Consider the following 13,805-nt stretch of genomic DNA (forward strand, 5'->3'; position numbering starts at 1 on the left):
GCCGACCCGGTGTCGGGTCGGCCCTCCTGACGCGGAACGCTCAGTCCGTGCCCAGCTCCATCGCTGCCCGGTCCAGCAGCTCGTCGTCGTCCGACACGGCCTCGCCCCGGGACGCGATCGCCTCGGCGCCGCCCTTCGGCATCGTGCCGATCAGGCCGGTCGCCGCCGCCTGGGCCGCGCCGATCGCCGGGTTGCTGGAGCCGATCAGGCCCAGCCCCGCGTACTGCTCCAGCTTCGCGCGGGAGTCGGCGATGTCGAGGTTGCGCATGGTGAGCTGACCGATCCGGTCGACCGGACCGAACGCCGCGTCCTCGGTGCGCTCCATCGACAGCTTGTCGGGGTGGTAGCTGAACGCGGGCCCCGTCGTGTCGAGGATCGAGTAGTCCTCGCCGCGCCGCAGCCGCAGCGTCACCTCACCGGTGACGGCCGCACCGACCCACCGCTGCAGCGACTCGCGGATCATCAGTGCCTGCGGGTCCAGCCACCGGCCCTCGTACATGAGCCGGCCGAGACGGCGCCCCTCGTTGTGGTACTGCGCGACCGTGTCCTCGTTGTGGATCGCGTTGACCAGCCGCTCGTAGGCCGCGTGCAGCAGCGCCATGCCCGGCGCCTCGTAGATGCCCCGGCTCTTCGCCTCGATGATCCGGTTCTCGATCTGGTCGGACATGCCGAGCCCGTGCCGGCCGCCGATCGCGTTGGCCTCCATGACCAGCTCGACCGCGGTCTCGAACTCCTTGCCGTTGATCGTCACCGGCCGGCCCTGGTCGAAGCCGATCGTCACGTCCTCGGGAAGGATCTCGACCTCGGGGTCCCAGAACCGCACGCCCATGATCGGCTCGACGGTCTCGATGCCGTTGTCCAGGTGCTCCAGGGTCTTCGCCTCGTGCGTGGCGCCCCAGATGTTGGCGTCCGTGGAGTACGCCTTCTCCGTGCTGTCCCGGTAGGGCAGCCCGTGGGCGAGCAGCCACTCGGACATCTCCTTGCGGCCGCCGAGCTCGGTCACGAAGTCCGCGTCCAGCCAGGGCTTGTAGATCCGCAGGTGCGGGTTGGCGAGCAGGCCGTAACGGTAGAACCGCTCGATGTCGTTGCCCTTGAAGGTCGAGCCGTCGCCCCAGATCTGGACGTCGTCCTCGAGCATCGCCCGGACCAGCAGCGTGCCGGTGACGGCACGGCCGAGCGGGGTGGTGTTGAAGTACGCCCGCCCGCCCGAGCGGATGTGGAACGCGCCGCAGGTCAGCGCGGCCAGGCCCTCCTCGACCAGCGCGGCCCGGCAGTCCACCAGGCGCGCGATCTCGGCACCGTAGGTGTGCGCACGGCCGGGCACCGAGGCGATGTCGGGCTCGTCGTACTGGCCGATGTCGGCGGTGTAGGTGCACGGGACGGCGCCCTTGTCGCGCATCCACGCGACCGCGACCGAGGTGTCGAGCCCGCCGGAGAAGGCGATGCCGACGCGCTCGCCGGCGGGAAGGGAGGTGAGGACCTTGGACATAGGAAGATTATGCATGAGAACGCATGGTCATGCAACGCCCCTGCTGGGAGCCGTCCGGCGGGGAGTGTTCGGCGTTCGGAAGGGGGTTGTCATCCGAACGCTCCCGATATATCGTTGAGGCATCGCGAACGATACGCGACAGATCAACGATGGAATGGAGTGATTGCCATGCGTTCCCACGGATTCGAGCGTGGACATGGACAGGACGGCCCTCGCCCGCAGGGCCGGGGTGGTTTCGGTGGACGTGAAGGCCGCCGTGCGGCGTTCGGGCCCTTCGGTCCGGGTGGCCCCGGCTTCGGCCCCGGCGGGCCCGGTTTCGGACCCGGGCACTGGGGGCCGCGAGGGCGCGGAGGTCCGAGGGGAAGGGCACGGCGCGGTGATGTACGTGCCTCGATCCTGGCCCTGCTGAAGGATCGCCCGATGCACGGATACGAGATGATCCAGGAGATCGCCGAGCGCAGCGGCGGTGCGTGGAAGCCCAGCCCCGGCTCGGTCTACCCCACCCTTCAGCTGCTGGAGGACGAGGGCCTGATCATCAGTGAGAGCGAGGGCGGCAAGAAGCTGTTCTCGCTCACCGACAGCGGCCGCGGTGCCGCCGAGGAGGGTCCGGACGCCCCCTGGGAAGAGGCTTCCCGCGGGGTCGACTTCGAGGCGCTGGGCGAGATCCGCCAGGCCGGCTTCGGGCTGATGGAGGCCTTCGGGCAGGTCTGGAAGACGGGTACCAAGGAACAGCGCGAGAAGGCGCTGGCCGTCATCAACGAGACCCGCAAGAAGCTGTACCTCATCCTCGCGGACGAGGACTGACCCACGGTGCACAGGGCGCCCCTCGGATCACTCCGGGGGGCGCCTCCGCGTACCTGGAGGGACGGGCTCAGGCCACCAGCCCGCCCAGTTTGCGCAGCGACTCGTTCAGGGCCGCCGTCGCCGAGTCCTTGAGCTTGCCCGCCATCAGGGACACGGCCGCGCCCGTGAACTCGCCGTCGATCCGCACCCCGGTCGCGTCCCCGTCGGGGGTCAGGGTGTAGCGCGTCGCGACGGTCACCGCCATCGGGCCCTTGCCGCGGATCGCCAGCACCCGTGCCGGCTCCAGCTCCTCGATGGTCCACTCGACCTCCGCCGGGAAGCCCATCAGCTTCATGTTCTCCTGGAAGGTCCCGCCCACCGCCAGGGTCTCGGGGCCGCCCTTGGGGAAATTGGTGTGGGTCGCGTTCCACTCCCCGTACGCCGACCAGTCGGTGAGCTGTGCCCACACCTTCTCGGCCGGTGCCTGGATGCGTGCCTCCGCGCTGACTTCGGCCATGCGACCACCCCTTCGTGTCGGGCTACGGTGTCGCGGAACGTAGCCGCAGGGCCTCGAACATTCAATACTGATGAACCGTCAGGAAATGTGCGGGTCCAGCCGACGTGTCTCCCCCGTGTCGAACCGGTCGCGTGCGCGGGAACCGGCCTGATCTCATCCGTAGGGAGGAGATTCCGTCCGGCCGTGTCCACTCTGCGTGGGACGCGGAAATGCTTCCCCCCGGGGATGACTTGCGCCCTTGGGGTTGATGAGGTGGGGATGTGCAACCCCGTATTCCCCGCCAGCCCGCCCAGGACCAGGGCACCATCCACGCGGACGACGATGCCGGGCTCGGCGCCGAGCTGGCAGCGGTGGTCGCCGGTGCGCGCAGAAGGGCCGTGCGGGACGGAGACCGGCAGGTCGACACCGCCCATCTGCTGCACTCGCTGATCGAGTCCGACCCCGAGGTCCGCGCCGCCGTCGGCGACGCCCCGCAACTCGCCCGCCTGCTCGGCTACCTCGTGCAGCGCAGCATCGGTTACGGGCTGCGCTGGCAGGGCGCGGTCGAGGACTCCGGCGCGCTCCCCGTCGTCCGGCCCGCCGAGGGCAAGGGGGACGGCGCGTGGTCGCCGGTGGCGGCGGCCGCCCTGGAGTACGCCCGCTGCCGCGCCCGGCGCCGTGGAGCGGACCGTGCCGACGGCGCCGATCTGCTCGCGGGCCTGGTCGTCGACCCGGAGTCCAGGGCCGTCGAGGTGCTGGAGCGCGCCGGTGTGGCCGCCCGTGACCTGGCCGTCCGGATCGACGGGGACGGCGCGATGCGGGATCCCGGGGCGGGAAGCCGCACGTCCAGCGGCTGAGACAGGTGCCATTGGGGGTGACGCTCATGTCGCCCCCTGCCATCATGTGCCGGTGCGCACCACTGACAACAGCCATGGAAAGGGCCTCGGGCTCTCCCTCGCCATCGGATCGGCGCTCGCCTTCGGCGGGTCCGGCGTCGCCGCGAAACCCCTGATCGAGGCCGGGCTCGCACCGCTGCACGTGGTGTGGCTGCGGGTGGCCGGCGCCGCGCTGGTGATGCTGCCGCTCGCCGTCCGCCACCGCGACCTGCCGCGCCGCCGGCCCGCGCTGCTCGCCGGGTTCGGCCTGCTCGCCGTCGCCGGCGTCCAGGCCTGCTACTTCGCCGCGATCTCCCGAATACCGGTGGGGGTGGCGCTGCTCGTGGAGTACCTCGCCCCCGCCCTGGTGCTCGGCTGGGTCCGCTTCGTGCAGCGACGGCCGGTCACCCGCGCGGCCGCGCTCGGCGTCGTCCTCGCGGCCGGCGGCCTCGCGTGTGTCGTGGAGGTGTGGTCGGGGCTGAGCTTCGACGCGCTGGGGCTGCTGCTGGCGCTGGGGGCGGCGTGCTGCCAGGTGGGGTACTTCGTCCTGTCCGACCACGGCGGGGACGAAGGCGGCGAAGGAGTGGACCCGCTCGGGGTCATCGCCTACGGGTTGCTGGTGGGCGCGGGGCTGCTGACCGTGGTGGCGCGGCCATGGGAGATGGACTGGTCGGTGCTGGGCGGCTCCGCGCGGATGAACGGGGTTTCGGTGCCGGCGGCCGGGTTGCTGGTGTGGATCGTGCTGGTGGCGACGGTGGTCGCCTACATCACGGGGGTGTTGTCGGTGCGGCGGCTGTCTCCGCAGGTGGCGGGGGTCGTGGCCTGCCTTGAGGCGGTGGTGGCGACGGTGCTGGCCTGGGTGCTGCTGGGGGAGCACCTGTCTGCGCCGCAGGTGGTGGGCGGGGTGATTGTGCTGGTCGGGGCGTTCATCGCGCAGTCGTCTGCGCCTGGCAAGGGCTCTGCTGAGCCCTTGGCGCGTAGTGAGGGTGTTGTACGGGAGCCGGCTGTCTGAGCGTTGTCGGCTGCCGGTCCGTTGTGGCTGGTCGCGCCCGCGCGGCGGAGCCGCAGAGCAGATACTGCCCCGCGCCCCTGAAGGGGCGCGTTGCCCCTGCCGTGACTCCGATCAGACGCCGTTCTTCAGGTACGACGGCACCGGAACCTCCGCCGCCAGGTCGCCGTTGGCGATCGGGCTGTCGTATCCCTTCCGTACCGGGACCACGCCCGCCCAGTGCGGGAGGTCCATGTCCTCCGGGTCGTCGTTCGCGTCGCCCGTGCGGGTCTTGGCGGAGACCTCGTTCAGGTCGAGGCGTATCACCGCGGTCGCGGCCAGTTCCTTCTTGTTGGCCGGGCGGGAGTCGGCCGAGCGGCCCGGCACCACATGGTCGACCAGGGCGTCCAGCGCGATGCGCTTCTCCTCGGGGTCGGTGACCTGGTGGGCGATGCCGTGCACCACGACCGAGCGGTAGTTGATCGAGTGGTGGAAGGCCGAGCGGGCCAGCACCAGGCCGTCGACATGGGTGACCGTCACGCACACCGGGAGCCCGGGGTCGGTCTGCCCGCTCATCCGCAGCGGACGCGAGCCCGTCGAACCGTGCAGGTAGAGCACTTCGCCGACCCGGCCGAACAGCGTCGGCAGCACCACGGGCGCGCCGTCGCGCACGAAGGCGAGGTGGCAGACGTAGGCCTCGTCGAGGATCGAGTGGACCAGTTCCCTGTCGTACGACGCCCGGTCGGCGGCGCGGGTGGGAACGGTGCGGTCGGTCTTGGGGTAGGCGGTGGGCTGCGTCGGCACGGTCCCCTGTGTCGCCGTCTCCATTGCGGATCTCCATTGCACTAGTGCATAATCTTCTTTGTGCTAGGAGAATATCCGATCCAAGGTCAGGGCGCAGCAGAGATTGCCGCCAGCGTCGAGCGCGCGGTGGGCTCCGGGGGGCTGGAACCGGGCCAACTGCTTCCGCCCATGCGGGAGTTGGCGACCCGGCTCGGGGTGAATCCCAATACCGTCGCGGCCGCGTACCGCACCCTGCGGGAGCGCGGGGTCATCGAGACCGCCGGCCGGCGGGGCAGCCGGATCCGGCCCAAGCCGGCGACGACCGGACGCGACCAGATCCGGGTGGTGGTGCCGGAAGGGGTGCGCGACCTGTCCGACGGCAACCCCGACACCGCACTGCTCCCACCCCTGGTGGCGGCGTTCGCCGCGGCCGCGGCACAGAGCGAACGCGAGCCCGTGCTGTACGGGGACGATCCGGTGGAGCCGGAGCTGGCGCGCCTGGCCCGGGCCGCCCTGGACGCCGACGGGGTGCCGGACGGCCCCGTCGCCGTCGCCTCGGGCTCGCTCGACGCCGTGGAGCGGGTGCTCATGGCGCATCTCAAGCCCGGCGACGAGGTCGCGGTGGAGGACCCCGGCTGGGGCAGCCTGCTGGATCTGGTCCCCGCACTGGGGCTGCGCCCGGTCCCGGTCGGCGTCGACGACGAAGGGCCGCGCCCGGACGACGTGCGACGCGCACTGCGGTCCGGCGCCCGCGCCCTGATCGTCACGGACCGGGCGCAGAACCCGACGGGCGCCACGGTGACGGCTCCCCGCGCGCAGGAACTGCGGGCGGTGCTCCGGGATCACCCGGACGTGCTGCTGATCGAGGACGATCACGGTCACGACATCGTCGACGTGCCGCTGCACCCGCTGGCGGGGGTGACCCGGCACTGGGCCTTCGTGCGTTCCGTCGCCAAGGCGTGGGGGCCGGATCTGCGGCTCGCGGTGCTCACCGGGGACGCGGTCACCGTCGACCGGGTGTGCGGACGGCAGCGGCTGGGCCCGGGCTGGGTGAGCCGGATCCTCCAGCGGGCCGTGGTGCGGCTGTGGAGCGGCGGCGCGGTGGACCCCCGTGAGGTGGCCGGGTCGTACCGCGCCCGCCGGGACGCCCTGATCGGGGCGCTGGCCGAGCGTGGGGTGGCGGCGCACGGCGTCACCGGGATGAACGTGTGGGTGCCGGTTCCCGATGAGACGGGTGCGGTGGCGCGCCTGCTGCACGGGGGCTGGGCGGTCGCCCCGGGGGCCCGGTTCCGGCTGGACTCGCCTCCCGGTGTCCGCATCACGATCGCGACGCTGACCTCCGAGGAGGCGGACCGGCTGGCGGACGCGGTGACGAAGGCCGTCGGGCCGACCACGGGCCGGATCCGGGCCTAGTTCCCGGGCCCGGCCCCCTAGGGGCGCTTCATCTGGGTGAGCGCGGCGCCCGCGAGGACGATCACCGCTCCGACCGGTGTGCTCCACCGCAACGACTCGCCCAGCACGGCGACCCCCGCCGCTGTGGCGATCACCGGAATGAAGTACGTGACCATCTGGGCGGTGGTCGGCCCCACCTCGGCGACCAGCCCGTACTGGATCAGCACCGCCAGCCCCGTCCCCAACGCCCCCAGCGCGGCGATCGCCAGCAGCGGAACCCATGAGACGTGGGCCGGGAAGGAGGTGAACAGGGGTGTCACCACGGCCAGTTGGGCCGTCGCCAGCAGCAACTGTGCTCCGGTCATGGACAGATGCGACTCACCTCTGCCCGCAAGCGTCCGCCGGACGTAGATCCAGCCGACCGGATAGCTCAGCGACGCCAGCAACGCCATCAGCGTCCCCGTGACATCCAGCCCGTGGAAGCCCTCCCAGGCTCCCAGCACCGTCAGCACCCCGAGAAACCCCAGGCCGAGGCCGGCGACGCGGATCCGGGTCGGCCGGTCCTCCGACAGGGCCACCAGTGACAGCGCCATGCCCCACAGTGGCGAGGTCGCGTTGCAGATCCCGGCCAGCGTGGACGGGATCGTCAGCTCCGAGTAGGCGAAGAGCGAGAACGGCAGCGCGTTCAGCAGGAACGCGGCCACCGCCAGATGACCCCAGGTGCGGGCCCCGCGCGGCAGGCGCTCCCGCTTCCACACCATCGCCGCCGCCAGGACCGCCGTACCGAAGACCAGCCTCCCGAGCGTGACCTGGAACGGTGCGTACCCCTTTGTCCCCACCTTGATGAACAGGAAGCTGAAGCCCCAGATCAACGAGAGGACGCCGAATCGGAGGCGCCAGTCGAGGAGGGGGCGGGGACGGTCGGTGCCGAGCGTCGGGGTGCCGGTCGCGGCGGTCGTGGTGCTCATGCCCTCCACCATGCGGTAACCGATCTCGTAGCACAATCGAGAATTCTCGCCCGGTACCTCTTAGAATCGCTTACATGTTGAACCTGGAGCGCCTGCGTACCCTCGACGCCCTCGCCCGGCACGGCTCGGTCAGCGGAGCCGCCGAGGCCCTGCATGTCACGACGTCGGCGGTCTCGCAGCAGCTGGGCAAGCTGGAGCGGGAGGTGGACCAGCAACTGCTCGCCAGGAACGGCCGGGGGGTCCGGCTCACCGACGCCGGCCGGCTGCTCGCCGAGCACGCGTCCCGCATCCTCTCCCAGGTCGAGCTGGCCCAGTCCGACCTGGAGGCGCACCGGGGGCAGGTCGTCGGCGAACTCAGACTGTCGGCGTTCCCCACGGCCGCCCGCGGTCTGTTCCCGGCCGCACTGGCCGCCCTGCGCGCCCAGCACCCGGCGCTGCGCGTCCGCTCCAGCGAACTGGAACCGGAGACCGGCATCGCCGGAGTCGTCCGTGGCGACCTCGACCTCGCCGTCGTCCTCGACTGGTACAACAAGCCGATGCCGCTGCCCGACGGGCTGGTCAAGGCGCCCCTGCTGGACGACCCCGCCGAGGTGGCCCTGCCGGTCGGCCACCGGCTCGCCGAGTGCGACGAGGTGGACCTGGGGGAGTTCGCCGAGGACGAGTGGATCACCTGGGGCGAGGGCGAGTTCTGCCACGAGTGGCTGATGTTCACGCTGCGCTCGCGCGGTGTCGAACCGATCGTCGGTCACCGCGCGGCCGAGACACACACCCAACTCAACCTGGTAGCAGCCGGGTTGGGAGTCTGCATCGCCCCGCTGCTGGGCCGGCACCCGATGCCGGAGGGCGTCGTGATGGTGCCGCTGAAGCAGCGGGTGCGCCGCCATGTGTACGTCGTCTGGCGGGCCGACGCCGACCGCCGCCCTTCGATCCGGGCGGCGGTGCAGGCCCTGCGGGGCGCGGCCGAGGCGATGTCCCGACCCGGCGGAGTTTCCTGAACCGCCCTACGCCGAGCCCAGCTTGCTGAAGTCCCAGGACGCGATCTTCGTCGGGGTCAGCCGCGCCCAGGCGTGCCGCCCGTCGTGCGGCATCTCGTCCAGACCGAAGTTCTTCCGGGCGAACAGCGTCTCGACGTAGTCGAGTTCGGCGACCAGCTCCCCGGTACGCGGCACCTCGCCGACGAACTCGACGGCCCCTCTCAGCTCCACCCCGCGCAACTGGTCGTACTCCTCACCGGAGTCGACCACGACCGCCACCCGCGGATCGCGCGTGAGGTCCTTCCAGCGCTGGCTGCGGACCACCGAGTAGAGCCACAGGGACTTGCCGTCCCAGGCGAACCACAGGGCGCTCACGTGCGGGGCGCCGGACGCCGATACGGTCGCGACCCGGCAGGTGCGCTGTGTGGTGAGAAACTCGTCCAGCTCACCGGGTGTCATCATGATCTTCCGGCCCCGGCGCTGAGTGACGGTCATCCGGCCCCCTCTTCTTCCGTTCCCGCGCAATGCTGGTTAGTCTCGCCCGCCCCGCACCAAGGCGGAAGGGGGCGTCATGCCGTCGTCGTACGAACGGCTCGCGGAACTCCTCGACCCCGTGAGTACCGTGCTGCTCACCGTCGAGTGCCAGCAGGGTGTGGTGGGGCCGGAGAGCGCGCTGCCCGAACTCGCCCACGAAGCGCGGGCGTCCGGCGCGCTCGGCAACATCGCCCGCCTGGTCGCCGCCGCACACGACTCCGGTGTCCAGGTGATCCACGCGATCGCCGAACGCCGCCCCGACGGCCGGGGCGCGAACCACAACGCCCGGCTGTTCCGCGCCGCCGAACGGCTCCCCGTCCGGCAGCTGTCCGGCACGAAGGCCGTGCGCGTGGCGCCCCCGATCGAGGTCTCGGAGGAGGACCTCGTGGTACGACGGCTGCACGGCCTGTCGCCGATCCAGGGCACCGACGTCGACCCGCTGCTGCGCAACCTCGGCTGCCGCACGCTGGTCGTCACCGGTGTCTCGGCCAACGTGGCCGTACCCAATGCCGTGTTCGACGCGGTGAACCGGGGCTACACGGTCGTCGTCCCGGCCGACGCCATCGCGGGAGTGCCCTCTGAATACACCCCCGCGATGGTCCGCAACACCCTCGCGCTGGTCGCCACGGTCGCGACCACGGACGAGGTGCTCGGCTGTCTCAAACACCCGCGCCGGCGGGCCTGAGGGTCAGGCCAGGGAGATCTGGTCGCCGGAGACGCTGATGTTGGCGGCCGTGAGACCCGTGGTCGCCGGGCCCTGCTTCACGCTGCCGTCCGCGATGGCGAACTTGCTGCCGTGACAGGGGCAGACGATCTCGCCGTTGGCGACACTGCTCACCGCGCAGCCCGCGTGCGGGCACTTCGTCGAGAACGCCTTGTAGGTGCCCGACGTCGGCTGGGTGACGACCACGGCCTTGTCCTTGTAGATCGTGCCGCCGCCCTCGGGGATGTCCGAGGTCTTGGCGAGCGCGGTGCCGCCGGCCGAACCGGCCGCGGCGGTCGAGGTGTCGGTGGCACCGCCCGCGGCGTTGCTGTCCTGGGTGGTGGAGCCGGCCCCGTTGTTCGTGGTCGTCGTGTTCGACGAGCCGTCGTCGGACGACCCGCAGGCGGTCAGCGCGGCGGCGAGCCCCGCCGCGCCGGCCGCCGCCACGACGGTACGGCGGGCCGGTCCGGCAGAGGGGTTGAGCGGTGCGCTGGTCATGTGAGGGGTTCCCTTCAGCGAAGCTTCTGGTTGATCCGTCCAGGGGTACGGTCTTCGAGCACCACCTGTTCAGACGGCATCCAGATAGTGACCACCTCTGGATGAGGCTTTGGTAAAACGGCGCTGTCGGTTCGCTGTCGACCTGAATCGGCACGGCCGGCGAGGTCCCGGTCGACGGGTTCAGGCCGGCATGCCCGGCTCGGCCAGACCGCTCTCGTAGGCGATGATGACCAGCTGCGCACGGTCCCGGGCGTGCAGTTTGGCCAGGAGGCTGCCGACGTGGGTCTTCACCGTGGGCATGCTGATGACGAGGCGCTCGGAGATCTCCGTGTTGGACAGGCCGTCGGCGATCAGGACGAGGACCTCCTGCTCCCGGTTGGTCAGGCCGATGAGCCGCGGGGCGGGGCGGGTCGCCTCGCCGCGACGGGAGAAGGCGCCGATGAGCCGGCGGGTGACCGTCGGGGCCAGGACGCCCTCGCCTGTGGCGATGACCCGGATGCCGTTGACCAGTTCGGACGGTGAGGCGTCCTTGAGCATGAAGCCGCCGGCGCCCGCCTGGAGCGCCGGGTAGACGTACTCGTCCATGTCGAACATGGTCAGGGCCAGCACCCGGACAGCGGACAGCGCCTCGTCGGAACAGATCTCCCGGGTGGCCGCGATACCGTCCAGGACCGGCATACGGAGGTCCATCAGGACGACGTCCGGGGCGAGTTCGCGGGCGAGCCGCACCGCCGTGGCGCCGTCCCCCGCCTCGCCGACGACCACCATGCCGGGGGTGGAGTCGACCAGGACCCGGAAGCTCCCGCGCAGCAGCGCCTGGTCGTCCGCGATCAGTACCCGGATCGCGTCGGCCATCGCGTGATCCTCGATCCTCGTCCGCTCGTGGGGATGACCGCAGCTCCCACTTCCCCGTGCTGTCGTACCCTACGGCTCGGACAGCCGGAAGACGTCGATGAGGGGTCTCCTCGGCCTCGCTCCGATCCGTCCTGTCAGCCGTCCCACCGCCGCTGACGCGCCCAGCCCCAGCCGAGGGCGGCGACGGTCCACGCGAGCAGCACGGTGAACCCGAAGGCGGTGTGCGGGGACCGGACGGTGAGCAGTTCGTCTCCGGCCTGGTCGGGGAAGTAGCGGGCCAGTTCCCTGGTCGCCCCGACGAGGGACAGGAGGTGCGTTCCGGCGAGCACCATCGGCAGCAGCACCGCCAGCGGAACGACGGCGTTCCGGGCGATCGCCCCGACACCGGCCGAGAACAGGCACATCAGGGTCAGATGGACGACCGCCCCGGCCAGCGCGCGCGGGACACCGCTCGCGCCGAGCGAGGAACCGTGGGAGCCGAGCGCCGCCTGGGTGACCAGATGGCCGAGGACGGTCACCGGGACGGAGACGGCGACCGCCGCCAGGGCGGTGACGCTCATCTTGGCCGCGTAGAGCCGTCCGCGCCGGGGCACCGCGAGCAGTGAGACGCGCATCATGCCGGAGGTGTACTCGCTGGTGACCACGAGCACTCCGAACACGATCAGCGCCAACTGCCCGTAGAGGATGCCGTCGAGACCGGCCTGCTCCGGTGTGAAGTCGGAGCGCAGGCTCGGGCTGCCGGACGTCAGGGCGTGCCGGGCGGACCAGCCGTCGAGGGTTGCGACGAGGATGCCGACCACGGCGAACAGCAGCAGCGAGAGCCGGGTGCCGCGGATGCCGCGCAACTTGATGGTCTCGGCGCGGACGGCCGCGAGTGTCTCAGACACGGGTGTCACTGCCTTCCGCACCGATGACTCCGAGGTAGGCCTCTTCCAACGAGCCGGTGTGAGTGCTCAGTTCGTCGAGCGGGAAGCCGCCCGCCGCGGCGGAGCGGCCGATGTCCGCAGCCGGTATCCCGACGACGTCCAGCCCGCCGCCGGCGACGCGGGTCACGGTGGCGTCGTGACGCTCCAACTCCCGCCCGAGCGCGACGGGTTCGGGGGTGCGGACACGGACGTACGACCGCCCGTGGCGCTCGATGAAGTCCGCCGTGCCGGTGTCCGCGAGGAGCCGGCCCCGGCTGATGACGACCAGGTGATCGGCGACCAGGGCCGTCTCGGTCATCAGATGGCTGGAGATGAGCACGGTACGGCCCTCGGCGGCCATCGAGCGCAGCAGTTCGCGCAGCCGGCGGATGCCCTCCGTGTCCAGGCCGTTGACCGGTTCGTCGAGCACCAGCAAGGGCGGGTCGCCGAGCAGTGCGGCGGCGTGTCGTCGCGACCACGTACAGGGCGTGGGTGATGGCGAGGAAGACGGCCGGGCCCAGACCGGCGGCCAGCGCCGCGCAGGACGCGACGAGGACGACCGTGAACACCGGGACGGGCCACAGGCGCCGTACGACGAGCGGCAGCGCGGTGGCGAGCGAGAGCACCGCGACGGTGACCGCGTCGGGTGCGACACCGATGTCGGGCCGTACCGGCGTCAGTTGGGGGAGCAGGGCGAATCCGAGGGCGGCCGCCGCGTCGAGGAGGATCAGGCGTCGGCGCGAGACATCTCCCATGCGCCGAACCTAGGCGAGCGATCAATCGGACGTCCAACGCCCGGAACGCGACCATGACCGGCCGAGCCGCTGCGGCAATCACATGTGCCCGGCGAATTCCCGCATGCTCGCGGGCGTGTGGTCCGGCGTGCTGCCGGGCCACACGTCCACCCGTGCGTGCTAGCGATGCGAGGCCGGTTTCAGGTAGCGGTCCCAGATCTGGGCCTTGTAGTACGGGCCGCCGCCGTCACTGTCGTACTGAGGGCTGTCGAATACGACCCAGTAAGCCCACTCCCCGCTGCGCGCCGTATTGCCTCGAACCGGTGCCGGGGACTCGAAATCGTCGACCGTCCCCTGGAAGACGTCCCGCCATGGACCGACCCAGGCCGGATCCTGGACCACGGTGACTCGGGTACCGGGCGGCATTGCGCCTTCCGGCCACGTGACCCGGGGTGATGCGTCACGATTCACGATATTCCCCCGCTGCGGAGCCTCATTCACCTTCGGTCCTTGAACTCGGAGGGCCTCGGATTTCAGTCGGCCGGGCGGTTCGAGAATTCCTCGACAAGGTCGAGTGCCAAGTCCGCCAAATCGGCTTCCACCTCGTGGGGGATGAGGTCGATGGGCCTCTTCCCGTCGAGGATGTCGGGCACTCTGGTCGAGGCGATCACGTATGCCCAGTGGATGCTCGAACGTGTACCGAGGATCCTTTCGCAGACCCAGTCCTGAAATCCGCTCAGCGGGGATCCCCCAACAGCGGTGCTGAACCCTTCGATGAATGCCACCATCGTCGAGAAGCGGTCATCCAGGAGATACATTCGACGCCGA

General features: G+C 71.0%; 17 protein-coding genes. 6 read left to right on the forward strand and 11 right to left on the reverse strand.

The genetic code is table 11. From position 1 onward, the window contains the following. Positions 1-40 precede the first annotated feature (40 nt). Positions 41-1,489 carry an argininosuccinate synthase gene (gene argG / locus ACIRR9_RS33190; RefSeq protein ID WP_123978681.1) on the reverse strand — a complete coding sequence of 483 codons (1,449 nt, stop codon included), beginning with the start codon at positions 1,487-1,489 and terminating at the stop codon, positions 41-43. Positions 1,490-1,657: 168 nt separating this feature from the next. On the opposite strand from argG, the gene ACIRR9_RS33195 reads away from it, so the two are divergent. Then, positions 1,658-2,293 (forward strand): PadR family transcriptional regulator, encoded by a 636-nt coding sequence (locus ACIRR9_RS33195; protein WP_403759473.1) that lies wholly within the window; start codon positions 1,658-1,660, stop codon positions 2,291-2,293. Between the two features lie 67 nt (positions 2,294-2,360). Here the strand turns inward: ACIRR9_RS33195 and ACIRR9_RS33200 are convergent, their stop codons facing one another. Beyond that, the gene (locus ACIRR9_RS33200; RefSeq protein WP_089105600.1) at positions 2,361-2,789 is read right to left on the reverse strand and encodes an SRPBCC family protein; all 429 of its coding nucleotides are present in this window, start codon (positions 2,787-2,789) and stop codon (positions 2,361-2,363) included. A 260-nt stretch (positions 2,790-3,049) separates the two neighbouring features. Between ACIRR9_RS33200 and ACIRR9_RS33205 the strand changes: the two genes are divergently transcribed. After that, a complete protein-coding gene (locus ACIRR9_RS33205) occupies positions 3,050-3,625 on the forward strand; it encodes a Clp protease N-terminal domain-containing protein (RefSeq protein ID WP_403759477.1) in 576 nt (191 codons plus the stop codon). A 46-nt stretch (positions 3,626-3,671) separates the two neighbouring features. After that, entirely contained in the window at positions 3,672-4,655 is a 984-nt protein-coding gene (locus ACIRR9_RS33210; protein ID WP_403759480.1) for an EamA family transporter, read from the forward strand. 111 nt (positions 4,656-4,766) lie between these two features. On the opposite strand, the gene ACIRR9_RS33215 is transcribed toward ACIRR9_RS33210, so the two are convergent. Next, positions 4,767-5,459: a pyridoxamine 5'-phosphate oxidase family protein gene (locus ACIRR9_RS33215; protein ID WP_403759483.1), complete on the reverse strand. Its 693-nt coding sequence runs from the start codon at positions 5,457-5,459 to the stop codon at positions 4,767-4,769. 36 nt (positions 5,460-5,495) lie between these two features. Here ACIRR9_RS33215 and ACIRR9_RS33220 point away from each other — a divergent pair, with 36 nt between their 5' ends. Beyond that, the gene (locus tag ACIRR9_RS33220; RefSeq protein WP_403759486.1) at positions 5,496-6,827 is read left to right on the forward strand and encodes an aminotransferase class I/II-fold pyridoxal phosphate-dependent enzyme; all 1,332 of its coding nucleotides are present in this window, start codon (positions 5,496-5,498) and stop codon (positions 6,825-6,827) included. Between the two features lie 17 nt (positions 6,828-6,844). Here ACIRR9_RS33220 and ACIRR9_RS33225 read toward each other — a convergent pair whose 3' ends face one another. Beyond that, positions 6,845-7,774 carry a DMT family transporter gene (locus ACIRR9_RS33225; protein ID WP_403759489.1) on the reverse strand — a complete coding sequence of 310 codons (930 nt, stop codon included), beginning with the start codon at positions 7,772-7,774 and terminating at the stop codon, positions 6,845-6,847. A 74-nt stretch (positions 7,775-7,848) separates the two neighbouring features. Between ACIRR9_RS33225 and ACIRR9_RS33230 the strand changes: the two genes are divergently transcribed. Then, the gene (locus ACIRR9_RS33230) at positions 7,849-8,769 is read left to right on the forward strand and encodes a LysR family transcriptional regulator (RefSeq protein ID WP_403759492.1); all 921 of its coding nucleotides are present in this window, start codon (positions 7,849-7,851) and stop codon (positions 8,767-8,769) included. A 6-nt stretch (positions 8,770-8,775) separates the two neighbouring features. Here the strand turns inward: ACIRR9_RS33230 and ACIRR9_RS33235 are convergent, their stop codons facing one another. After that, positions 8,776-9,243, reverse strand: a complete 468-nt coding sequence (locus ACIRR9_RS33235; RefSeq protein ID WP_123978691.1) for a pyridoxamine 5'-phosphate oxidase family protein — start codon at positions 9,241-9,243, stop codon at positions 8,776-8,778. A gap of 76 nt (positions 9,244-9,319) precedes the next feature. Between ACIRR9_RS33235 and ACIRR9_RS33240 the strand changes: the two genes are divergently transcribed. After that, the gene (locus ACIRR9_RS33240; protein ID WP_403251560.1) at positions 9,320-9,967 is read left to right on the forward strand and encodes a cysteine hydrolase; all 648 of its coding nucleotides are present in this window, start codon (positions 9,320-9,322) and stop codon (positions 9,965-9,967) included. Between the two features lie 3 nt (positions 9,968-9,970). Here ACIRR9_RS33240 and ACIRR9_RS33245 read toward each other — a convergent pair whose 3' ends face one another. From ACIRR9_RS33245 to ACIRR9_RS33270, 6 genes are all read right to left on the reverse strand, one after another. Then, positions 9,971-10,483 carry a Rieske (2Fe-2S) protein gene (locus tag ACIRR9_RS33245; protein ID WP_365339996.1) on the reverse strand — a complete coding sequence of 171 codons (513 nt, stop codon included), beginning with the start codon at positions 10,481-10,483 and terminating at the stop codon, positions 9,971-9,973. 180 nt (positions 10,484-10,663) lie between these two features. Beyond that, positions 10,664-11,338: a response regulator gene (locus tag ACIRR9_RS33250; RefSeq protein WP_403759496.1), complete on the reverse strand. Its 675-nt coding sequence runs from the start codon at positions 11,336-11,338 to the stop codon at positions 10,664-10,666. 134 nt (positions 11,339-11,472) lie between these two features. Further along, positions 11,473-12,225: an ABC transporter permease gene (locus ACIRR9_RS33255; protein ID WP_403759498.1), complete on the reverse strand. Its 753-nt coding sequence runs from the start codon at positions 12,223-12,225 to the stop codon at positions 11,473-11,475. Then, the gene (locus ACIRR9_RS33260; protein ID WP_403759500.1) at positions 12,218-12,898 is read right to left on the reverse strand and encodes an AAA family ATPase; all 681 of its coding nucleotides are present in this window, start codon (positions 12,896-12,898) and stop codon (positions 12,218-12,220) included. Before ACIRR9_RS33260 ends, ACIRR9_RS33255 begins: the two co-directional genes overlap by 8 nt. A 259-nt stretch (positions 12,899-13,157) precedes the next feature. Continuing rightward, positions 13,158-13,403, reverse strand: coding sequence for a ferrous iron transport protein A (locus ACIRR9_RS33265; protein ID WP_403759502.1), 246 nt, complete (start codon positions 13,401-13,403; stop codon positions 13,158-13,160). Positions 13,404-13,510: 107 nt separating this feature from the next. After that, positions 13,511-13,795: a hypothetical protein gene (locus ACIRR9_RS33270; protein WP_403759504.1), complete on the reverse strand. Its 285-nt coding sequence runs from the start codon at positions 13,793-13,795 to the stop codon at positions 13,511-13,513. Between the last annotated feature and the right edge of the window lie 10 nt (positions 13,796-13,805).

The sequence above is a fragment of the Streptomyces sp. NPDC101234 genome (genome assembly GCF_044767525.1).
Taxonomy (GTDB): domain Bacteria; phylum Actinomycetota; class Actinomycetes; order Streptomycetales; family Streptomycetaceae; genus Streptomyces; species Streptomyces sasae.